Source organism: Sporosarcina sp. SAFN-010, from assembly GCF_059415065.1.
The window spans coordinates 449234-471027 of sequence record NZ_JBPFDS010000001.1; the positions used below are offsets into that span (position 1 = coordinate 449234).

Annotated in this window: 20 protein-coding genes; 4 read left to right on the forward strand and 16 right to left on the reverse strand. The window is 41.4% G+C overall.

The features are described from left to right. Nucleotides 1-38 precede the first annotated feature (38 nt). The 3 genes from ACR65F_RS02190 to ACR65F_RS02200 form a co-directional block, all read right to left on the reverse strand. On the reverse strand, nucleotides 39-578 hold the full coding sequence (locus ACR65F_RS02190) for a GNAT family N-acetyltransferase (RefSeq protein WP_440503060.1): 540 nt from the start codon (nucleotides 576-578) through the stop codon (nucleotides 39-41). 43 nt (nucleotides 579-621) lie between these two features. Then, nucleotides 622-1005 (reverse strand): hypothetical protein, encoded by a 384-nt coding sequence (locus tag ACR65F_RS02195; protein ID WP_440503061.1) that lies wholly within the window; start codon nucleotides 1003-1005, stop codon nucleotides 622-624. A 93-nt stretch (nucleotides 1006-1098) separates the two neighbouring features. Further along, the gene (locus ACR65F_RS02200) at nucleotides 1099-2010 is read right to left on the reverse strand and encodes an NERD domain-containing protein (protein WP_052245763.1); all 912 of its coding nucleotides are present in this window, start codon (nucleotides 2008-2010) and stop codon (nucleotides 1099-1101) included. A 346-nt stretch (nucleotides 2011-2356) separates the two neighbouring features. On the opposite strand from ACR65F_RS02200, the gene ACR65F_RS02205 reads away from it, so the two are divergent. Next, nucleotides 2357-3727: a PepSY-associated TM helix domain-containing protein gene (locus ACR65F_RS02205; RefSeq protein ID WP_440503062.1), complete on the forward strand. Its 1371-nt coding sequence runs from the start codon at nucleotides 2357-2359 to the stop codon at nucleotides 3725-3727. Between the two features lie 80 nt (nucleotides 3728-3807). Here the strand turns inward: ACR65F_RS02205 and ACR65F_RS02210 are convergent, their stop codons facing one another. From ACR65F_RS02210 to ACR65F_RS02265, 12 genes are all read right to left on the reverse strand, one after another. After that, on the reverse strand, nucleotides 3808-4509 hold the full coding sequence (locus ACR65F_RS02210; protein ID WP_440503063.1) for a gamma-glutamyl-gamma-aminobutyrate hydrolase family protein: 702 nt from the start codon (nucleotides 4507-4509) through the stop codon (nucleotides 3808-3810). 29 nt (nucleotides 4510-4538) lie between these two features. Continuing rightward, complete coding sequence (locus tag ACR65F_RS02215) at nucleotides 4539-5357, reverse strand: M55 family metallopeptidase (RefSeq protein ID WP_440503064.1); 819 nt, start codon at nucleotides 5355-5357, stop codon at nucleotides 4539-4541. A gap of 10 nt (nucleotides 5358-5367) precedes the next feature. Then, nucleotides 5368-6345, reverse strand: a complete 978-nt coding sequence (locus ACR65F_RS02220; RefSeq protein ID WP_440503065.1) for a winged-helix domain-containing protein — start codon at nucleotides 6343-6345, stop codon at nucleotides 5368-5370. A 1-nt stretch (nucleotide 6346) separates the two neighbouring features. Further along, on the reverse strand, nucleotides 6347-7327 hold the full coding sequence (locus ACR65F_RS02225) for an ABC transporter ATP-binding protein (protein ID WP_440503066.1): 981 nt from the start codon (nucleotides 7325-7327) through the stop codon (nucleotides 6347-6349). After that, nucleotides 7293-8306 (reverse strand): ABC transporter ATP-binding protein, encoded by a 1014-nt coding sequence (locus tag ACR65F_RS02230; protein ID WP_440503067.1) that lies wholly within the window; start codon nucleotides 8304-8306, stop codon nucleotides 7293-7295. The genes ACR65F_RS02225 and ACR65F_RS02230 overlap by 35 nt, the downstream gene beginning before the upstream one ends. A gap of 26 nt (nucleotides 8307-8332) precedes the next feature. Then, entirely contained in the window at nucleotides 8333-9181 is an 849-nt protein-coding gene (locus ACR65F_RS02235) for an ABC transporter permease subunit (protein WP_052245779.1), read from the reverse strand. Nucleotides 9182-9249: 68 nt separating this feature from the next. After that, nucleotides 9250-10170 carry a glutathione ABC transporter permease GsiC gene (gene gsiC / locus ACR65F_RS02240; protein ID WP_440503068.1) on the reverse strand — a complete coding sequence of 307 codons (921 nt, stop codon included), beginning with the start codon at nucleotides 10168-10170 and terminating at the stop codon, nucleotides 9250-9252. A gap of 62 nt (nucleotides 10171-10232) precedes the next feature. Then, a complete protein-coding gene (locus ACR65F_RS02245) occupies nucleotides 10233-11828 on the reverse strand; it encodes a glutathione ABC transporter substrate-binding protein (protein WP_440503069.1) in 1596 nt (531 codons plus the stop codon). Nucleotides 11829-11856: 28 nt separating this feature from the next. Next, nucleotides 11857-12882, reverse strand: a complete 1026-nt coding sequence (locus ACR65F_RS02250; protein ID WP_440503070.1) for an asparaginase — start codon at nucleotides 12880-12882, stop codon at nucleotides 11857-11859. 228 nt (nucleotides 12883-13110) lie between these two features. Continuing rightward, nucleotides 13111-13368, reverse strand: a complete 258-nt coding sequence (locus ACR65F_RS02255) for a PepSY domain-containing protein (protein ID WP_440503071.1) — start codon at nucleotides 13366-13368, stop codon at nucleotides 13111-13113. A 70-nt stretch (nucleotides 13369-13438) separates the two neighbouring features. Next, nucleotides 13439-13648, reverse strand: coding sequence for a hypothetical protein (locus ACR65F_RS02260; RefSeq protein WP_440503073.1), 210 nt, complete (start codon nucleotides 13646-13648; stop codon nucleotides 13439-13441). A gap of 52 nt (nucleotides 13649-13700) precedes the next feature. Continuing rightward, nucleotides 13701-14999: a M20 family metallo-hydrolase gene (locus tag ACR65F_RS02265; protein WP_440503074.1), complete on the reverse strand. Its 1299-nt coding sequence runs from the start codon at nucleotides 14997-14999 to the stop codon at nucleotides 13701-13703. Nucleotides 15000-15498: 499 nt separating this feature from the next. Between ACR65F_RS02265 and ACR65F_RS02270 the strand changes: the two genes are divergently transcribed. From ACR65F_RS02270 to ACR65F_RS02280, 3 genes are read left to right on the forward strand one after another with little or no spacing between them, the layout of a single operon-like run. Next, nucleotides 15499-17715 carry an EAL domain-containing protein gene (locus tag ACR65F_RS02270; RefSeq protein ID WP_440503075.1) on the forward strand — a complete coding sequence of 739 codons (2217 nt, stop codon included), beginning with the start codon at nucleotides 15499-15501 and terminating at the stop codon, nucleotides 17713-17715. 23 nt (nucleotides 17716-17738) lie between these two features. After that, the gene (locus tag ACR65F_RS02275) at nucleotides 17739-19373 is read left to right on the forward strand and encodes a thiamine pyrophosphate-binding protein (protein ID WP_440503077.1); all 1635 of its coding nucleotides are present in this window, start codon (nucleotides 17739-17741) and stop codon (nucleotides 19371-19373) included. Nucleotide 19374: 1 nt separating this feature from the next. Then, on the forward strand, nucleotides 19375-19767 hold the full coding sequence (locus ACR65F_RS02280; protein WP_440503079.1) for a carboxymuconolactone decarboxylase family protein: 393 nt from the start codon (nucleotides 19375-19377) through the stop codon (nucleotides 19765-19767). A 112-nt stretch (nucleotides 19768-19879) separates the two neighbouring features. Here the strand turns inward: ACR65F_RS02280 and ACR65F_RS02285 are convergent, their stop codons facing one another. Next, nucleotides 19880-21676, reverse strand: a complete 1797-nt coding sequence (locus ACR65F_RS02285; protein ID WP_440503080.1) for a S9 family peptidase — start codon at nucleotides 21674-21676, stop codon at nucleotides 19880-19882. Nucleotides 21677-21794: the final 118 nt, after the last annotated feature.

The window sequence follows — 21794 nt, forward strand, 5'->3', positions numbered from 1 at the left end:
ATGACCGTTGAGACTTCTTGATCATTTTGCTGACGGCATCATTCACCGTCTACAACATACTCCATCAGCCAGCAATCCCTATATTCCCCTTCGTGCCACTCGCGCTCGGGTAGCAATTTCACTTTTTGAAAACCACACTTTTCATAGCAATGAATCGCCCGTTCATTCCACGTTTGAGGATCCAACACGATACGACTTGCTTGTTTTTCCCGGATTACCCTCTCAATCGTTAAGATAACAAGCTCAGTTCCGATTCCTCTGTCCCAGTACTCAGGCTCGCCAATAAACTGATCCATGCCAAAGACGGCATCCTCCGAATCATTATATCCATAGATTTTCCTTTCTTCCATCCCAATCGGGTAATACTGAATGTAACCAATCGGGGTATCCTCGTGAATGACAATACATCTCGTTTCCTCCAGATTTCCATCAAAGAAGGACGCTTCCACTCTGCCCATAGTAAAAGGGTTATCACGCCCTTCGTAAAATCGAAGAACTTGTGGATCCGTCAGCCATTTCAATAGTCTATATTTGTCTTCTTCCATCAATTTGCGAAGCCCAATTGAATGCTTTTTCATCACGTTCCTTCTTTCCTGTAAATTGACGCATTAAAACGTAAACCTAGCCTTCTGTTAGCAGCAAATACTTCCACAATTCCCCATCCACTTCGACGAGTACATACATTCCACCTTCATTCGTTGAATAAAACATGGAACCAATAGGTAACTTTGTAGCCGTTCCATCTTGAAAGTCTTCCGGAATTTGGGCATTATAAAGTATTTCACCAAGCAGTTCATTCTTAGTGAGCTCCAACTCTTGAATCCACTCCACGTCTGCCTGGTAGACCGAACCTTGCCATTGCAAGATGTCCGCGTCCGGTTCTTGTCTTAACACTTCATCGGAGTCTGGGGGTTTGCTAGTTGGTTCAGTGATCGTTCCTGATTCCGAGGTACAGCTCGTCAAAACTAGCACACTCAGGATGATTCCATCTAAGAGAAGTCTCATCGTCATCTCCCCTTTATGTGAGTAGACTCAGATTAAAAATAAATGTTACAGATACCATTGATAAAAAAATCAAAGCAAGGGTCCTCTCTTCAATTATGCTTCCGTTTTCAACGTATAACGACACTTAGGATAAGCACTGCAGCCCGTAAATTTTCCAAACTTTCCATTGCGTTGAACGAGTTCACTCGCACAGCGAGGACAGCTGCCAACCGATTCTATTGAGTTCGTCAGATTTACTCGTTTTTTTAACCTTACCTGATTTAGTTCTTTGCTAGCATCCTTCTGCTGTTTTGACTTTGAATTAACCGATTGTCTTGGCTTCTGCTCCCTCTGTTTGATTTTTACAGAATGAAGATGTTCCTTCTTCACTTTCCGTTTTTCTTGTTTATCTGTCATCCTCAAATTTTCAAGCGAATGATTCATGTGATCGAGTTCTACTTCCGTAAACACGATTTCGTGATGGTTTTTAATGACACGATTCAGCTCATTGATATGAATAACATATGCAGTTTCAAATGGCTCCTTAAATTTGAAAGTAGCATCACTTGAAAAAGAAATTATCGATTGCACGTCCAATTCTTCCTTATGTAAGTAACCCTTTAGTGACTGGATATGTCCGTAATTTTGCCAAATCGGATTGTACAAACGTTCCTTGCGCTTATAAATCACTTGCGTCCAATTTTTCTGGTGTTCACTTCCGTATATCCAACCGCTATAATGCTTCGTCTCAATGACAAACACTCCGTAAGGCGATAACACGATGTGATCGACTTGTGTGTATCCGCCCTCCCCATCCGGTACATATATGTCTGAAAAAACACTATATTCAGCACCGAGTTTCGTAAGTTTTCGATTTACCAACCACTCACCTATCGCCCCTCGGATAGCCGGTCGTTTGATCCGATACACTCCACGCAAAAGCAGTAGACCGATCAATACATAAAATAGCGGTGACTTGGTGTACATCCATATACCAGTTAAAATTCCGTCAAAAAAACCAGACATAATAATCCCCTCTTTCTATTGCCAAAACAATTTTGTTCAAGAATTAAGATATTGTGATATTTTCCCATTAATTCAATCATAATGCTTTAGAAAAGAAAGTCCACAAAAAAATCGGACTAATGAATTATATTTTGTAACGACAAAGAATTTGCAAAAGTTTTGCATCTGTTCTATTTTAGTTCACACTTGAATGTTATAAACATCTAGGTGACCATTCTTGAAGCAATCATACGTCTTCTCTCGCTCTTTTTTGGACAACCTACTATTATGCTAAAAATAGTGATCCAAATTGTGAATGAGTACGTTAGCTTCTAAATAATAACTAACTGAACAAGGAGGGAACGAGATGAAAAAGGGGATGTATAATCGATTTTGGCGATGGCACTTTTTTGGTGCGTTGTTTATGGCACCACTTCTCATTACGCTGACGCTGAGCGGAATCGGATACTTGTTTTATAACAATGTAGAAAACGTCGCATACAAAGATCTCTTTTTTGGCAACAGTGAAGAAACGTATCAATTAACAATTGACGAAGGAATTTCTCTTGTAAAGCATGAGAATGAAGGATTTGAAGTAGCCAAAGTTATGATCATGGATGAACCTTATAATACGAGGATAACTTTGTCATCTGAATCTGGCGAAGAAAAGTATGTATTTTTAGATGAACATAATGAAATTGTTGGATCACAAAATTCAAAGTATACGTACGCTAACATTATGAGAAACATCCATAGTTCACTCTTTGTTGGTGGAACCGTCGTAAACTACTTAGTTGAATTAGCAGCATGCTGGGCAATCTTTTTATTATTTTCCGGACTTTATATGACATTCAAAAGTCGTGCGCTAAAGAAACCTAAGAAATCGACACCCCGTTTAAGACTTAAAAGGATCCATGCACTCATCGGGACAATCATTACGATTCCAATGATCATCCTCATTTTCACAGGACTTCCTTGGTCTGCGTTTATGGGGAACTTCATTTACACTGCATCACAGGAACATCCCTCCATCGGAACGCCGTTGCTCCAACAACAACCACCTACTTCCGATATGAGCGAAATTCCATGGGCAACTCGGAAAGAGGAAGCGCCGGAATCAGAAAAGCCTGATCCACACGCGAATCATGGAGGTCACGGTAAGATGCCTGGAATGGATATGGGGAATGATGGCATCCTAGTTGAAAAACTCTTGTGGAAAGCGAGAGACGCCGGAATCTCAAAACCGTATTCTATCGTATATCCTTTTTCTGAAGATGGAGTATTCACTGTATCTAAAGGAAGTAATACCGGCGTCACTGGATTAGACGTCAGCCCTGCCGAAGAAATGACTTCTTATTTCGACCAATACAGTGGAGATTTAATTTCCAAAGTCGGTTATGACGATTATGGGATTTTGGCAAAATGGTTTACGTGGGGAATTCCATTGCATGAAGGGCACTTGTTCGGATGGCCCAATAAAATCATTAACTTACTTGTTTGTCTCACATTTTTATCTCTAATTTTCTACGGATTTAAAATGTGGTTGTCGAGAAAACGGAATGGGAATCTTTCGTCTCCTCCTAAAGCAACAAGTGGCATTTCCATCGGGTTTATAGTGTTAATGGTGATTTTAGGAATCATCATGCCTCTATTTGGAATTTCGTTGATAGTTGTACTGGCGATTGAAGGGGTCTTGTACTTCATTAATAAAAAAGGAAATACTTCCAACTCGAACTGATTACATTAGGATTTAAAATAAAAAAGAGGAAGCCTCTCCACTTGGAGTCGCTTCCTCTTCTTGCGTAATGACTTCATAGTCTAATTGCACGCTTTTACAAACGCCTCAAACAGCTTCTTCGAAGGAGCATCTCCTGCACAAGCAGTGTTTTCAGGATGCCATTGAACGCCTATAGCAAACTTGTGCCTCTCACTCGCGATAGCTTCAATAACACCGTCGCTTGACGTACCACATACTATAAAGGGATCACCGACTACTTTAACCGCTTGGTGATGAAAGGAATTAACAAGAATACTTGATGTTTCGAAGATACTAGAAAGCTTAGTATCCTCCACTAATTTAACACGATGGGACAAGTGTTCCCTTCTCGCCTTCTGCACATGTTGAAGGACATCCCCATCGATTTGTGCGTGAATATCTTGATACATGGTGCCTCCTTGTGCGACATTCAATACTTGATGACCACGGCATATCCCTAAGATGGGTTTATCAGCTTGAAGAAAGGCACGAACTAACTCCATTTCGTTGTCATCCCGTCCTGGTGAGATTTCTCCAAGTTCTTTGATTGGTTCCTCGCCATAGAATAATGGATTAATGTCGAATCCACCTGACAGTAAAAGACCATCCAAGCGCTCTACCAACATCCCCACATCATTCTTCATTCCCGTTGCAAGCAACAGCGGAATACCTCCCGCTTCAGTGATGGATTGAACATAAGAATGATTGAGCATGTATTGATACTCCAAATCATGATGACATGTAATTCCAATCAAGGGATTCATTTTCAACCTCTCCTCTACCTTGGGCTTTGTCATTGAACAGAATTAGCGATCATTATTGCACCACGAATGAGACGATAGCAATGCAACCAATCTTCATTTTTAAAACTTACCGTTAGCGGATTTCTTCGTTCATATATCGGCAATATTTCAACCGCATCGGCATATCCTGTATTCAAAAATTCGATTTCTACTGTAAAAGGTCCTTCCATCCTAAAAGGTGTTTTACTGCGGACATCCTTCAACGACCGCTTTGTACCTTGCCGTATTAGCAACCGAGATTCCAATGGGCTTAGATTTAACGCTGCTGTTCGGGAAATCGATTCTTTTACGATTGCCGACTCAATTTCTGGAATAACTGCTCGTGCTTCATCCGCCAGTAAATTACAACCAGACACAAACACCGTCGGAACATGAAAATAGCCAGCGACTAACGCATTTAGTCCAAATTCACCCATATCGGTGGAATTGACTTTAATCGTTTTAATGACTCTGCCACTAAACGTATGATTAAGAACTCCATTTGTTCCAGCTCTTGTATGATAGCCAACGAAAAGTACCGCATCATATTCAGCTGTGAGACCCTCCACCATGGCAAGCTTTTTGGGGGATCCCATTAACAACCTTGCTTTACTATGTAACTCATCCGGGTAAATGTTGCGCATCGTTCCGTGTGAATCATTGACTACAATTTCATCTGCACCTGCTTCCAGTGCCCCTTCGATACACGCATTCACTTCTTCGGTCATAAGCTTACGTGCATAGTCGTGCTCTTTCCCATCACGCAACGTATGCTCTCCATGAACGACACCAGCCACGCCTTCAATATCCGCGGAAATGTAAACCTTCATGATCCACCTCTTATTCTTTCATGCCCATGAAATATTCCAGAAACGCTTCCCCTTTTTCTGAAATCCGTGTTCCTCCCCGCCCAATCCGAGCATGGATTAGTTGTTCATCCTGCATAATTTCGAGGCGTAACCGCAATTGTTGGTCAGACAGTTTTATTCCACGGAGAACCAATCGTTCCTTCACTTTTGCTCTACCTAAAAGTTCATACGATTCTTTTCCTTCTTTATATATAGACAAAATAAGAAGACTCTCATCTAGAAATCCATGGGTTTCAATTTTATTCTTAATCCGATCAATCTCACTTAAGCTAAGTGTGAAATGAGTTTCTTTCCGATTTTCAACAGTTACTATATCAACTTGTGTAGTTCCTGTTTCGTTCTTTTTTGTAGTTGACTTCCGTTTCAGCTCAACCGTAACTTGTGATTTGAAAAAGCGGTTCATCAGGACGATTTCAGAAATAGTTGTTTTAAGTTCTGACTCAACCTGTTCGATTGTTAAAAAGTCCAGTGTTCGTGGACCGATGTCTATTACATTTTTAAACGCCGCTGGGACCAGTTCCATCTCTCCAGGTGTAACAATCCAGTCGATATCCGAAGGAACTGCATTCATAGGATCATAGGTTTTATAGTGGTGCTCATAATAAATCTTTTTTAAAGAGGTAGCCGTTTCAACTGCATGTTCGACCGTATCATTGATAATCAGGATACGTTGCCCCAAGGGGAGCCCTGATAGTTTTTCTGTAGCAGCAATGTTCACTTCCCGATTTGCTACAATGACGGGACATGAAGCAGGGATGAATGAAGCTGTTATTCCTCGTAGGACTTCCTTCGATAACAGCACCAAATCACCCTCAGCTACCGTTTCCATTGTCAATTGCTGTAGTGTAATAGGATATAACTCCACTTGATCACCAAAAATATCAAATAGTTGATAGGCGACGATGGTTAAATATTCTTTTTGAATCGAGATGATATGAAGTTTTTTCATGTTAATTAATCTCAAGCTCCTCAACATAGTGGCATGCCACGTAATGTCCGGACTCTAGTTCTCGGAATTCCGGCACTTGAATTTTACACGTTTCTTGCGCAAATGGACAGCGCGTATGGAACGTACAGCCAGGCGGAGGGTTCGCCGGACTTGGAATATCGCCTTTTAAAATGATTCGTTCTCGCTTGACCGTAGGATCAGGTATTGGAACCGCGCTCAATAGAGCTTTCGTATAGGGATGTAATGGTTTACCAAAAAGTTCGTCGCGCGTAGCCAGTTCAACTAGTCGGCCTAAATACATCACTCCAACCCGATCGGAAATGTGCTCAACGACACTTAAATCGTGGGCGATGAAGACATATGTCAAACCAAATTCCTCTTGTAGATCCTTCATCAGATTCAGTACTTGAGATTGAATCGACACATCCAATGCAGAGACGGGTTCGTCGGCAATAATGAGTTTCGGATTCACGGCCAGTGCCCGTGCAATCCCGATGCGTTGACGCTGTCCTCCACTAAATTCATGGGGATATCGATCCGCATGGTATTTATTAAGCCCAACCACTTCTAGTAGCTCCGTAACACGCTGATTACGATTTCCCTTGTTAAAATTGTGCACAATGAGGGGTTCTTCAAGAATTTCTTTGATTGTTAGTCTAGGATTCAGGGATGCGTATGGGTCTTGAAAGACCATCTGGAATTCTTTACGTAACGGACGAATCTGATCATCAGTCATATCCGTGATATCTTGCCCTTCGAAAATTACTTTCCCTTCCGTGATATCGAGTAATTTCATAATCATTCGCCCCGTCGTAGACTTCCCACAGCCACTCTCACCGACGATACTCAGTGTTTCACCTTTGTTCACAGTAAATGAAACACCGTCTACCGCTTTAACGAATTCTTTCTTTCTACTGAAAAGTTTTGAAGGTATTGGAAAATATTTTTTAACGTTCTGAACTTCCAACAAGGTTTGGTTCATCTGTCGGCACCTCCTCATGCAACCAGCAGCGTACAGAATGATTATCCGTCAACTTATCAAATGACGGTTCTTTGTCCCAACAGACATCCATCGCATGTGGACATCTCGGAGCAAATTTGCAGCCCATCGGCATATGTGCTGGAATTGGAACATTTCCTGGAATCGAAGAAAGCCGTTCGACACGGTCACCGATTTTAGGAATAGACTCCAGCAGCCCTTGTGTGTAAGGGTGTTTCGGATTTGTGAAAATAGATACGACGTCGCTTTCTTCTACAGCCCTGCCACCATACATGACTACGACACGGTCACACATTTCAGCCACCACACCCAAGTCATGGGTGATCAGTAATATTGCTGTATCTGTCGTTGTTGTCAAACTCTTCATCAGCTCCAGAATCTGCGCCTGAATCGTTACATCCAATGCAGTCGTCGGTTCATCCGCAATGAGTACCTTCGGATTGCATGCCATCGCCATGGCAATCATCACACGCTGCCTCATTCCGCCTGAAAGCTGATGGGGAAATTCAAATACGATTTTTTCCGGTCTTGAAATTCCTACTGCTGTCAACATTTGAATGGATCGTTCGCGTGCCGCTTTTTTCGATAGTTTCATATGCAGAATGATCGATTCTTCCAATTGTCTCCCGATTTTATAAACAGGATTCAATGACGTCATCGGCTCCTGAAAGATCATCGCGATTTCATTTCCCCGGATTTTCCTCATTTCACGTTCGCTGATTTTAGTCAAATCCCGACCTTCGTAAAAAATTTCGCCACCTGCAATTTTTCCTGGGGTGTCTTTCAACAGTCTCATGACAGAAAGTGATGTGACGCTCTTTCCGCTTCCTGATTCACCTACAATGCCTAATGTCTCACCTTTGCCCACTTCAAACGATACACCATCCACCGCTTTAACAACCCCAGCATCGCTAGTAAAGTGTGTCTGCAGATTTCTCACCTGAAGAACCTTCTCTTCCATTCTATGCTCCTCCTTTCAACCTATTATTACTCTTTAATCTTAGGATCAAGTGCGTCTCTAAGGCCATCACCTAGCAAATTGAACGCTAGGACAGTTACGAAAATTGCAATCCCTGGAAATATCGTTACGTGAGGGGCAATATTCAAATAATCACGACCACCGCTCAACATCGCGCCCCATTCCGGTGAAGGCGGCTGTGCGCCAAGTCCAAGAAAGCTTAAACTTGCAGCAGTTAAAATTGCCGAACCGATTCTCATTGTGAAATAGACGATGATACTTGAAACGGTGCCAGGAAAAATGTGCTTCCAAATAATTCGTTTTGGTCTTGTGCCAATAGATTTCGTAGCTTCGATATATAGTGTAGATTTCACAGCGAGCGTTGAACTTCGGACAATACGTGCAAACATCGGTACACTGAAAATCGCGACAGCAATAATAACATTACCCAGGCCCGGCCCAAGAATAGCGATAATACCAATGGCCAGCAAAATTCCAGGAAATGCTAGCAGAACATCGCAAATCCGCATAATAATTGAGTCAATCCGTTTGCCATAATATCCGGCAACAATCCCGAGAAAAGTGCCACCGATTGCTCCGAGCAATACAGATGTCAGCCCCACATAAAGGGAAATCTGAGTTCCAGCTAGCACCCGGCTAAAAATATCCCTGCCATATGCATCTGTTCCTGCCCAGTGCTCGGCGGAAGGTCCAGACAACACGTTTTCATAATCCGGTTCCGTAATATCATATGGAGTTATGAATGGCCCTATAAATGCGAGCAAAATGAGTGCGACAACAAAGAAAAACGCGACAAACGCCAGTTTTTGCTTCTTGAACTTTCTCCAGAACTCAGAAAATGGTGTTTTAGATGGAATATTCTCTAAGGTCTGTTGATAGTAGGCTTCTTTGTTCGATAACTTGAGTTCTACCACAAAATCCCCTCCTATTCATAACGAATTTGCGGATTCAAAATTCCGTAGAGCAAGTCAACAACTAAGTTAATGAGGATAAATTCTAGCGCAAAAATCATCATTTCAGCTTGAATAACCGGATAATCCCGATACGCGACTGAATCGATTAATAGCTTGCCTAGACCCGGCCAACTAAAAACGGATTCAATAACAACTGATCCACCAAGTAGAAATCCAAACTGTAGCCCCGTCATTGTGACGACCGGAATCATTGCATTCCGTAATCCATGTCCCCATGTAATTCTTCGTTCGTTTAATCCCTTAGAACGACCTGTTCGAATATAATCTTCTTTCAAAACGTCCATTAGAGAGGACCTCGTGAAACGGGCAACAACTGCCGCCACTCCTGTCCCTAATGTGAATGCAGGCAAAATATAGCTTTTCCATGACTCCATACCACCGCTCGGAAGCCAGCCCAATGTAACCGCAAACAATTGAATGAGCATGAGTCCTAGCCAGAAGGATGGTAAAGACAATCCTGATACTGCTCCAAACATCCCTAAATAATCTTGCCACTTATTTCGCTTAGTCGCAGATACCACCCCGATGATCAGTCCTGCAACTACTGCCCATGACATACTCCATACTGTTAGCCAGAAGGTCGGCATGAAGCGTTCTCCTATTTCGTAGCTGACATCGCGATTGGTCTTCAATGACTTTCCGAAATCTCCTTGAAACAAGTTTTTCATGTACGTGACGTATTGTTCTGTGATCGGTTTATCAAGACCTAATTCTTTACGGACGAGTTCTACATCTTCAATGGTAGCATCCTCTCCTGCGACAAGCCTGGCAGGATCTCCAGGAATCATATGTACAAAAAGGAAGATAAAGATGGAAACCAATATGAGAATGGGTATGATCTGCAGCAATCGTTTTCCGAGAAATCGTAACATTCGTAAGCCCCCTTTAGATAAAGAAGGAGCGCTTTAAAACACAGCGCTCCTGTTTCCATCTCTTACTCAATTTCAGCTTCAGAAACACTTAACGAGCCATCAGGCAACAGATAAACACCCTTTAGATAGTTTTTCTTTCCTGCCAACGTGTTATCAGCTGATAAGAATACCCACGGTGCATCCTCCCAAAGTAGTTTTTGGACTTCCGCATACGCTTCTGCACGCTTATCTTCGTCCGCAGTCTGTAATCCTGCGCTGATCAATTTGTTCGCTTCATCATTGTCATAATAAGAAACGTTATAAGATTTTGGTGGGAATGCATCTGCTCCGCCTAACAATGGGCGAATTCCCCAGTCTGCATCTCCCGTGGATGGCGACCATCCTCCATAGTACAACTCAAGTTCAGCGTCATCAGCGTTTTGAACAGACCAGATTTTGTCCGACAATGTACCTGATTCCATTGGTACCACTTCAACTTCAATACCAACCGCTGCGAGCTGCTGTTGCAGGAATTCCATTGCTTTAACTGTGCTTGAGCTATTTCCACCCCACAGTTTCGCTTTCATCCCTTCCTTAACTCCCGCTTCCTTCAAGAGTTCTTTTGCTTTTTCAAGATTAAATTCATAAAGCTCTTGCTGTGAATAGAACTGTACGTCCGGTGCAATAACGGAGTCTAGTTTTTCTCCTTGACCGTTCATGACAACTTTGATGAATGCATCTTTATTAATCGCGTAATTCAAAGCTTGGCGAACTTTCACATCGTCATAAGGCTTTTTCATCGTATTCATCGCCATATAGCGGACAACAATGGATGGTTTGCTGTCGACTTCAATACCGTCCTTGCCATTTACTCCTTCCACTTGTTCAGTCGGCACTGGGTAGATGAAGTCCGCTTCTCCTGTTTGAAGCATCGCGATACGTGATCCGTTCTCTGAAACCGGTTTAAATGTAATAGAATCAACTTTTGGGAACCCTTCATTCCAATAATCATCATTCTTCACGATTTTCAATCCTTCACTAGGTTTCCATTCAACAAACTTGAATGGCCCTGTGCCGACAGGGTTTTTACCAACCTCGTCTCCAAACTCTTCAAGTGCTTTCGGGCTGTGGATCAAAGCTGCTGGATGCGCAAATGTATTGATCATTGCACCGAATGGTTCAGACAAAGTGAATTTCACTTCGTAGTCACTTATAACTTCCGTCGATTTGATCAATGCGAAAAGACTGTGACGCTTTAAGCCACTATCCGGATCAGCCAGTCGGTCGAAGTTCACTTTAACTGCCTCTGCATTAAAGTCAGTACCATCATGGAATTTCACATTTTCACGAAGCTTAAACGTGAACTCGGTTGCTTCATCATTCGCCTTATATTCTTCAGCAAGCAATGGAACAACTGTCATTTTCTCATCAAACCCTAGAAGACCTTCCATCATTGTTTTTTCAGCAGAGTTTGAAAGCGTATCATTCGTGTCATGTGGATCAAGTGTCGTAAAGTTATCCGCGACCGCGATCACTAAGTCTTTACCTTCTTTTGTCGCCTTTTTTCCATCGCCTTCTTTTTCTGCAGTCCCCTCTTTTGATCCAGAGTCGCTGCATCCTGCTAACACAAGCAACAAGACTAATACAAATGCCGATAGCCAACCGTAGGTCTTCTTCATCTTCTTCTCCCCTTTTTGTTAGACTCGATTATGATAAAATGCATGAAGCACTTTTCATCGTAAACACAGGTTTCAAGTGGCCGATTATTTCATCGCGAGCATTTTTCAGAGCGGGCTCATGGTAGGAAGCCAACTGTTTCAATTGTTCATCCGTCAGCAATTCCAGTTGTTTAAGTACTTCTACAGCCGCTGGATAAACCGCTCTACCATTCCCGTCTTCAATCTTAATCGCAATCCCTAATCCAGTTTCAATATCCCCTATACAATAGACGCCTTCTGCTCCGGCTTTCCCAAACATTCTCCCATCCATGACTTTCATGAAGTCGGTACAAAAACGATCCGTACCACCTACCATTTCAGGCTCAGCCATCATGGAGGAAGTCACCCTTTCAATCGCTTGCTTCCGTTTTTCAGGGAAGTTTTCTGGGTTCGCCATTTTTGCAAAGCTGAGTGCCAATCTTACAAGCGGGATTCCGTGTACAGGAACCCCACATCCATCGATACCAATTTCAATCTCTTCAACTGGGACTTCTGACAAGTCACTGATTACTTCAAGAATACGTTGCTGTACTGGATGTTCTAATTGGTAATAATCCTCTGTCGATTCATTCATATACTTGGCAGTTGTCAACATCCCGCTGTGTTTACCTGAGCAGTTATTGTAAACGGGTGTAATCGGGGTATTCGTTTTAATAACGTTTTCATATGCTTTAGCCCATCTTGGTGGATGTGTGCCACATTTCAGATCGGAGTCTTCGAGTTCCAGACGATTCAATATGTCTTTCACTCTGAATGTATGCTGTTCTTCACCGTTATGAGAAGCACAAGCAAGTGAAATATCGGCAGCTTGCAAATCGTAGTGATCTGCAGCTCCTGTTTCAATAATTGGAATAGCTTGAAGTGGTTTCATGGATGATCGTGCAAACGTTTGGCGATTCGGATCCCCACAACTGAAGACCAACTTCCCATTCGTATCGACCACTGCAATGTGTCCGGTATGTCCGCTTTCTATATATCCACCCCGCGACGCTTCTACTAATCGTTCAGCTATCACATTACCACTCTCCCACTATTCAATATTTTCTAATACTTTACATCATATTAGATCTCATTACAACATTATTTTGGAAATAAAAACTGTTTATTTAAAATATATGTTCCAACACGTTCTTTTAGGTTTTTTAATTCCATATATTTGAAAAACTTGGAGTGGAGCTTGTTGGAAACAAAAATAGCTAGCTACAGGATTTCTTTCCTGTAGCTAGCTATTCCATACTTCTCATTAATCGAGCTTCACTTTTAATACCTTCCCACTATTCGCATCCACTTTCACTTCATACTTCTGACCATCACGTGAGCGGATTTCGATTTCATAGATTACGGATCCGCCATCGTATTCCAATTCTGCTTTCACTACATGCCCGGGTACTTGTTGCAAGGCGATCATCATTGCCTCCTCGATAGAAATCATACGATATTGAGGATTTTGCCAATGATTTGCCCAATATGGATTCGGTTCTACCCAATTCTGATTTGTCAATCCATCTCCTCCAGTTCCCGTTCTCTATGACAGTGTATTCATAGTTGGGCAATGTGTGAGGAAGTTTGGATTACATATTCATTTTCGAATACACATAGACACCATAGATTGCCGGAATGAGTAGGGCAACTGCGAGACTAACGACAGCCGCAATTTTTGATTGTTGCGCAAGTCGCTGATCCTCCATTTTGAGATGTTGGAAAAAGGATAGTGTGAAATACAAACATGCGATAACGAATACAGCAGATAAGATATTCAACCAATTGACTGTACCAAACATGGCGATATTCTCCAAAGCACTCACTTCACTTTCTAATTATTTTCACACTGTTTTAAGACCGTACCATTTGCTGTTCAATGAAATCTTTTAATACTTGCACTCCGTTTACACAATCACTCAAGTCCGTCCACTCTTCCGGATTGTGGCTGATTCCTTTTTTACTTTGAACAAACAGCATAGCAGAAGGAATTTCTCTTCCCAACACCATGGCGTCATGTCCTGCACCACTGATCAGCTCCATCGGTTCAATCCCGAATTTAGTGATGGATTCTTTCATATCCGATAATAACTCTTCGTTTATCAACAGTGGTTGAACGGTTAATGTCTTTTGGCAAGTGACGTCAACATTGTGTGCTACTCCTGACTGTTCAGCTGCCTCTATAATAGCTTCCACTAAAGCGTCACGTTTGTCTTCGTGGACATCACGTATATCTACAGTCAGCTCGACTTTTTGAGGAATCACATTGATGCCATTCGGAAAGACATTCAGTTTACCAATCGTTGCTACTGCTGTTTCACTGAATCGGCTAGGTAAAGAAGAAACACTATGAATGAAGTGACTCGCTGCTACCATTGAATCCCTTCGATCATTCATCGGTGTGTTGCCTGCATGCCCTGCTTCCCCTTCGAACGTTACATTCATCCATACCGGCCCAGCAATCCCTTTGACAACTCCGACAGATAGATCATTTTTTTCCAAAATCTTACCTTGTTCTATATGTAATTCTACAAACAATTCGATATCACTCATCTTTCGCTTTGCATGCCAGACAGCTGAAAGTGAACTACCATACTCTTCGATTACGGTTTCAAATGACTTGCCATCTTTGTCTATTTTCAATTCCGTCTCTTGTTCAGTCAATTGTCCGACCATCGCATGACTTCCAGTTAGACCGGAACCAAATCTTGTACCTTCTTCGTCCGAAAAAATAACAACTTCATATGGTTTTCGGGGCAGATAACCTGTTTCTTTCCACGCTTCAACAACTTCTAACGCAGCAATTACTCCGAGAGGTCCGTCAAAGTTTCCGCCATTCGGTACACTATCCACATGCGAACCGGACATAATCGCCTTCCCATTTTCGGTTCCTTCTAATCGACCAATGACATTTCCTGCTCCATCTTCAATGACTCGCAAACCCGATTGTTCCATCCAAGACTTCACAACCTGTTTTGCCTGCTTTTCCTCAGAAGAGAACCCAGGTCGAGTCACTCCACCTTCTAATGATGCACCGATCTTCGATAACTCGCTCAGTCGTTCTGCAACTCTCCTGCCATCGACGCCACCACGTGAAAGGGATTGATCATATCCAGCAGTCAATTTTGTAAATAAGGTTTCTGATGCAGTCATCGATTTCACTCCTCTCATTACTTCTCTTGAATATGCATAATGTGTTGACTATACCACAAAATCGCTGCCATTTAAGATCGAATCTACAAGTTATTCTCTCATTTAACAAACTTGATTTTCTAGAAGAAGGCGATGGTTCAATCTTGAGTTTAGTGAATCTGAACTTATAATTCGCTGTGACTATTTTCCTGAACGGATTATTCCCTCTTGAAAACCTGAACTATTTTCAACAAAACCCATTACATTCAGTTCTATTTACCTATATATTGAAATAAGAGACGTACGATACTAAGTATATTCATACTTACTGAATATACTAGTAATGCTTACTCTTCTATATATAATCAAATCGAGTACTTAACACCTATACTAGTCTTAATGTACGTGTTAAAATGCTTAATAACGGAGTATTCAATATAATTTATTAGAACTAATAATAGTATCTAATTACTATAGCTACACAATTCATCTCGAAGAAGGTTAGGAGGAGATTCAAAGGATGTCAGACCCTCAATACATTATAGCGGCCAATAAAATGTGTGAAGAGGCAGGAATGAATTCAAATGAAATGTCCGCCCCAAAACATTTCTTAAGCGAGTCAGAATTTGAAGAGAAGAGAATGACGTATAGTGAAATCTTATCTGTCGTCAGTTTCTTTTCAAATAAATTGCTGAACTCCTTAAAAGGGACACCCATTCTAGTCGTCGTTTCAGATGAAAATGGATATCTACTTTCGTCTGAAGGTGATGAAACAATCAAAGCGATGAGTGACCAATTTGGTATTAAGCTTGGGGCACAATTCACACTGGAGGATACAGGTACAAATGTGGTGAGTCTGTCCTTGCAACAAATGCATCCTATCAGCATCATTGGAAAGCAACATTATCATTCACCTCTCTATGGAATCGCTTGTTATGGGACAGCTTTTCACAATAAAGAAGAGAATAATTTATTGGGTAGTATTTCAATCATGATGCCTATTGAATTTCAAAATCCGCTCTATCTTTCAATGCTTGTCCAAGTGGTAGATTCGATTGAACGTGAACTACTTCTTCGTAAGCAAAATCGTAAACTAAATATCTTAAACCAGATCATGCTTAAGAAAACGAGGAATGGAATTGTCATTACTGATGAAAACGGTATTACAACGGAATTTAATGAGTTCGCCGAAAAAATATCGAATAATAGTAGAGAATCTGTCATAGGTAGAAATATTTGTGATTCCTCGATCACAGGAGAGTATTTCAAAAAGGTTTTGCATGATGGAAAAACCTTTAACAATGAAGAAATCAAATTTAAAGATGATAACGGGATACAGGTAGTCTGCTTATTTGATGCTCAGCCTATTTTTGAAGAAGACAAAATGGTAGGGGCTTTCGGCCAGTTCAGAGATATCTCAAATCGATATAACACGCAAGAAAGATATAATTACTTAGCTTACCACGATGATTTAACTCTCCTTCCGAACAGAAGATATATTCAGAATGAAATGGAAGCAGTCATTGATGAAATCAATTCAGGTCAAAACCGCCAACTTGCTCTCCTTTTTATCGATTTGGATCGCTTTAAAGTCATTAACGACAACTTTGGTCATTCATACGGAGATGAGCTACTTCACAAGGTTAGTGAACGTTTGACGAGTTCCCTCGGAGAAAACGATACGCTCGCACGAATGGGCGGGGATGAATTCATTTTTCTACTAACTGACTTTGACAACCCGAGTTACGTGATACAAAAAGCAGAAGAGATTCTTAATCTTTTCAATGATCCTTTTCTTGTGAACAAAAAAGAATTACACACGACTGTCAGCATCGGGGTTGCAATTTATCCTGACCATCCCCTTTCCATGGAAAAGTTTTTGGTATATGCGGATAACGCTATGTATCAGGCAAAAGCTCAAGGTAAAAATCAATTCGTCATCCATACTAGCGACTTATCGGATGAAATGATTGCAGAATCCGTCCTTGAAATCGAATTACGCAATGCGCTTGAGAATGATGAATTCGTGTTGCATTATCAACCACAAATTCATAACATCACAGGAGATTTAATAGGATTTGAAGCGCTGATCCGCTGGCACCATCCCCGATTAGGAATGCTTGAACCTGGACGTTTCATCAGACTAGCTGAAGAAAATGGTCTCATCACTCAAATTGGTGAGTGGGTCATCAACGAAGCCTGTTTGCAAAACAAAAAGTGGCAAGATTCAGGAATGACACCTGTTAAAATTTCCGTAAACTTGTCGACTCAGCAATTTTTGACCCGTAATCTAATTTCCTATGTAGAGGAAGTACTGGAGCGTACAGAGCTTAATCCTAAGTATCTCGTTGTAGAAATCACTGAGAATATGGCGATGGAATACGAATATTCCATTTACGTTTTGAAAGAGCTAAAGAAATTAGGAATCGGTATTAGTATCGATGATTTCGGTACAGGATATAGTTCGCTAAACTATCTTAAGAATTTTCCGATCGATTACATTAAAATCGACAAATCGTTCGTCAGTGAACTGACGAATGACGAAAGTGATGCGATTATTGTGATTGCTACGATAACACTTGCGCACAATCTTCATAAAGAAGTGATTGCTGAGGGTGTTGAAACACAAGAACAGTTAGATTTTCTCAAAAAACACAACTGCGATATCATACAAGGCTATTTCTATAGCAAGCCACTGCCTGCTTCTGAAATCGAGAAAGTCTATTTGTTACATTAATTGGTATAGGGAGAGAGTGGAGTATGAAGAAGGTTGCATCAGTCTTAGTTGAAAATTTTAAACATTGGGGGATCCATCATGTTTTCGGCATTCCAGGGAAGGCCGTTTCCCCCATTCTTTTTGAACTCATAAGTTATGAAATGGAATTCGTACTTAGTAAACATGAAGGTGCAGCAGGATATGAAGCGTCAGGGTATTCGTTAATGATTGAAACGATTGGTGTTGCAGTAGGGACATCTGGCCCTGGCGGCACTAATTTACTTTCCGCTGCTGGACAAGCAAAAGCATCCAATATCCCTCTTTTACTCATAACAGGACATCCTTCGATGAAAGATACGGGGAAAGCGATGGGACAAGACTCAAGCATTTTCGGAACCGATCTGACAGATATGTTTCAATCGGTGACAAAATTCAGTGCCCGGGTGGAATGCGGGGATATGCTGAAGCCTTTCTTGGAGCATGCACTAGAGAAAGCGGTCTCTGGTGTTAAAGGACCAGTGCACTTGTCCATTCCGTTTGACATTTTGCTGGAAGAGATCGAACCATTTCTACTTGAATTCCCCACGTCCTATGAGCTGATTTCGCCGAAAACAAGTGAGGTAGCGGAACAACTGAGTAATGCGAAACGACCACTCCTTTTCCTTGGAAAAGGCGTTCATTCCAGCAAATCCTACGAAGAAGTCCAGCATCTCGCAGAGCATTGGAAGATCCCTGTGATTACGACGCCAGGTGGAAAAGGAACGTTCCCTTCTAATCACTCGCTTTCTCTAGGCGCTTTCGGATTAGGTGGAACGCCTGAAGCTTCGTCTTATCTCAGTGAAGGAGTCGATTTGCTTATCGTTATCGGTTCACAACTCAGCGACATGTCAATAGCCGGACTATCAGAAGCAATGTATCCAGAACGCATTCTTCACTTCGACTACAATCCAACATTCATAGGCAAATCAATTCCAGTACCTACCACTCCAATACTGGGGGATATCAAATCGAACTTGACTGCGATCTTGAAAGATATTCCCCAAACAGATCACGATTCTTTTCTATCGAAAATCGAGAAGAAGCCACTCGAAGAAAACACTACTGGAAAGCGCATGTCGGCTGTCCAAGTACTGAAAGCGATGCGGAATACACTATCAGAGGAGGCAATTGTTTTCGGGGATGATGGCAGCCATTCTTTCTATGGCATCCAACACTTTGACATCTACAAACCTGGCACTTTCTTCTTTGATGATATCTTTGGTGCCATGGGCAATGGAATCGGCTATGCTATTGGCGCAAAACTTGCAGCCCCTGAAAAGCTAATTGTCTGCTTAGTCGGAGACGGTTGTATGTTCATGCACGGAACGGAATTGTCCACTGCATATAACTACGATGCCCCGGTGCTATTCATCGTCGTTAATAACGGTCGATTGGATATGGTAGAAAAAGGAATGAGGAAAATGATTGGGACATCCATTGGAGGTATTTATGAAACCCCTCTTGACGTCACTAAATTCGCAGAATCGATGGGGCTAGAGGCGATTACTTGCCATAACCCAGTAGAAGTTTCCACTTCGATTCAAGAAGCACTCGCACGTATTCAAGAAACGAATAAACCTTTCGTCATAGAAGCATTAGTCGATGAACACGAAATACCACCAACGATGGGGAGACAATAATATGGATAACAATGAGCGCTACGAAAAAGGATCGTACGTAATGAACGAACTATTTTCTGAAGAGGTACAAACAGGTATGAGAAACATTCAAAAAATCTCACCTGATTTCTGGGACATGATTGTATCATCAGGTTTCGGAGATCTGTATGCTCGAAATACACTCACAATGGAACAACGCGAATACATCACACTTACAACACTTATTACTCAAGGCGCATTTGACCAGCTCGGGGTTCACATCCAAGCCGCCCTAAACATTGGGTTGACTCAAGAAGAAATCATTGAAATCATCATCCACTGCACTGGTTATGTCGGATTCCCGAAAGCCATTCAAGCTATGGGGATCGCTGGGGAGATTTTTAAGAATTATGAGTTGAAAAACACTAAAGTGTAAGTACCAAGTTTGAGCAATATTAAAAAGCGCCACGACCTCAAGGAGAATTTCTCTTGAGGTCGTGGCTTTTTCAACTAGCGTCGATTGTTAAAGTGTGAATGCATATCAAACGTCAAAGACCAACGCCAGCTTTCAACGTCTCCTCAAAAAACTCAACAATACGGCTATTCATCGAAATATGATTTCCTATTTTTTCTGTCTGATGTCCTTCATCTTCAAAAACAACTAGCTCCACGTCTTTTCCCATTTCTAACATTTGCTTAGTCAGTTGCTCTGCTTCGCTAACTGGGACTCTTGTGTCATTCTTTCCATGAAAGACCAGTAAAGGTGCTTGGATCTTATCCAAATGATTAAGTGGTGCAATTTCTTCAAAGTAGTCATCATCAACACCAAGTCTTCCATACTCATATTCCCTGATTTTCCTTCTCCATGGCCCAGTATTTTCTAAGAACGTTTTAAAGTGTGAAATCCCTACAATGTCTACCCCTGCTGCCCAAATTTCAGGATAATGCGTCAGCGCAGCAAGTACCATGAAACCACCATAGCTTCGACCCATAATCCCGATTCGATCTCGCTCGATTGATTTCGTTTGAACCAGATTTTCTACTAGACTTGCTAGATCCGCAACAGCATCCATTCGTTTACGCGCATCATCCAATTGAATATAGTTTCTACCGTATCCAGAACTTCCCCTTACGTTCGGAGCGACTACGGCAAAACCTTTGGAAACTAAGTATTGGATAACCGGATTAAAATCAGCCCGAATCTGGCTCTCGGGCCCACCGTGTACGTAAATAACTGTTGCTTTCGGCTTCTGTTCTCTCGCATAGTAAAAATACGGAACTTTCAAGCCATCAAAAGAGCTGAACTTACACACTTCAGGCTGTGTTAGTAAATGCTCGATTTCTTCACACTTTCCGAAATATGTTAAACGTTCACCTTTCTTTTCATGTAAATCATAACTCCAGATATCACCAGGCATCAATGGGCTCTTAACAGCGAATAGTAGCCGCTGATCATCCATCCATGAAATCGAATCAATGACCCCTTCCGGAATATTTTCCAAGACGATAACCTCATTTGTTAGTAAATCAATCCCCTTAAGAATCGACGTTCCTCCTGAATTCACATTAACAATCAATTTATCATCTGTAAGGGATAGCGAAATTTCTTCTAGATCCCACTCCAGATCCATAGACAGTTGCTCTAATTCACTGGGATTACTCACTTGAAAACGGTAAAGAGCTAACTTATCTCCATTCATATCAGAGAGCACATAACCTGTATTACCATCAGCCGAAATTACCAGCGATTGATATCTTGCCTGACTTTCACTTGAACCAATTTTGGTCATCATTTTAGTTTCCAAATCGACAATCATCAATGATTTAAAGATATTTGTTTCTTGAATGGAAATGACTATTTTATTTTCGTCATCTTTCAGCCAACAAACAGGTGTGCACTTTCCATTAAATCGCAAAACGAGTTCTTCTTTCCTTGTTGATAAATCCAATACATAAATATCAAAGTAACCAATATTCCGTCTATTACTGGCATACATAATCTTACGCTCATCGGATTTCCAGCCACCAAAATTATGAAAATGCTCCGGTGAAAGAACAAGAGCTTCATAACCTCCATCTTCCTTCATTAAATAAAACTGCTGCTTTTCATTCCCTCTATTGTCCATTCCCACAATCATTTGTTTCCCAGAAGGAGAATGATAGACCGACATGACCCGATCCTCAAACTGACCGAGTAATTGTACGTCATCATCAGCACCTGTCCATAGATATGCTTGAGGAGCTCCCGTTTTTTTGCTGATAAAAGTAAATTTATCTGTATCAGGAATTACGGCAGGACTATAACCACTTACAACATTTAGATAGACCGATAGTTTGTCTTCCAATATTACACCCCTTTTTCGATTTGCCTGTCTGTCAGTTAATAATACCTAACTGGATGGGTTCTTGCATGTGTAACAAACTGACGAACAAAATTCGAAATGTTAAAGTGAAAGGATTTGC

Coding starts and splice junctions, on each gene's coding strand:
- ACR65F_RS02245 (WP_440503069.1), bottom strand. CDS start 11,828: ATGAAGAAGACCTACGGTTGGCTATCGGCATTTGTATTAGTCTTGTTG.
- ACR65F_RS02200 (WP_052245763.1), bottom strand. CDS start 2,010: ATGTCTGGTTTTTTTGACGGAATTTTAACTGGTATATGGATGTACACC.
- ACR65F_RS02270 (WP_440503075.1), top strand. CDS start 15,499: ATGTCAGACCCTCAATACATTATAGCGGCCAATAAAATGTGTGAAGAG.
- ACR65F_RS02220 (WP_440503065.1), bottom strand. CDS start 6,345: ATGAAAAAACTTCATATCATCTCGATTCAAAAAGAATATTTAACCATC.
- ACR65F_RS02280 (WP_440503079.1), top strand. CDS start 19,375: ATGGATAACAATGAGCGCTACGAAAAAGGATCGTACGTAATGAACGAA.
- ACR65F_RS02215 (WP_440503064.1), bottom strand. CDS start 5,357: ATGAAGGTTTACATTTCCGCGGATATTGAAGGCGTGGCTGGTGTCGTT.
- ACR65F_RS02205 (WP_440503062.1), top strand. CDS start 2,357: ATGAAAAAGGGGATGTATAATCGATTTTGGCGATGGCACTTTTTTGGT.
- ACR65F_RS02210 (WP_440503063.1), bottom strand. CDS start 4,509: ATGAATCCCTTGATTGGAATTACATGTCATCATGATTTGGAGTATCAA.
- ACR65F_RS02275 (WP_440503077.1), top strand. CDS start 17,739: ATGAAGAAGGTTGCATCAGTCTTAGTTGAAAATTTTAAACATTGGGGG.
- ACR65F_RS02195 (WP_440503061.1), bottom strand. CDS start 1,005: ATGAGACTTCTCTTAGATGGAATCATCCTGAGTGTGCTAGTTTTGACG.
- ACR65F_RS02190 (WP_440503060.1), bottom strand. CDS start 578: ATGAAAAAGCATTCAATTGGGCTTCGCAAATTGATGGAAGAAGACAAA.
- ACR65F_RS02225 (WP_440503066.1), bottom strand. CDS start 7,327: ATGAACCAAACCTTGTTGGAAGTTCAGAACGTTAAAAAATATTTTCCA.
- ACR65F_RS02230 (WP_440503067.1), bottom strand. CDS start 8,306: ATGGAAGAGAAGGTTCTTCAGGTGAGAAATCTGCAGACACACTTTACT.
- gsiC (WP_440503068.1), bottom strand. CDS start 10,170: ATGTTACGATTTCTCGGAAAACGATTGCTGCAGATCATACCCATTCTC.
- ACR65F_RS02265 (WP_440503074.1), bottom strand. CDS start 14,999: ATGACTGCATCAGAAACCTTATTTACAAAATTGACTGCTGGATATGAT.
- ACR65F_RS02260 (WP_440503073.1), bottom strand. CDS start 13,648: ATGTTTGGTACAGTCAATTGGTTGAATATCTTATCTGCTGTATTCGTT.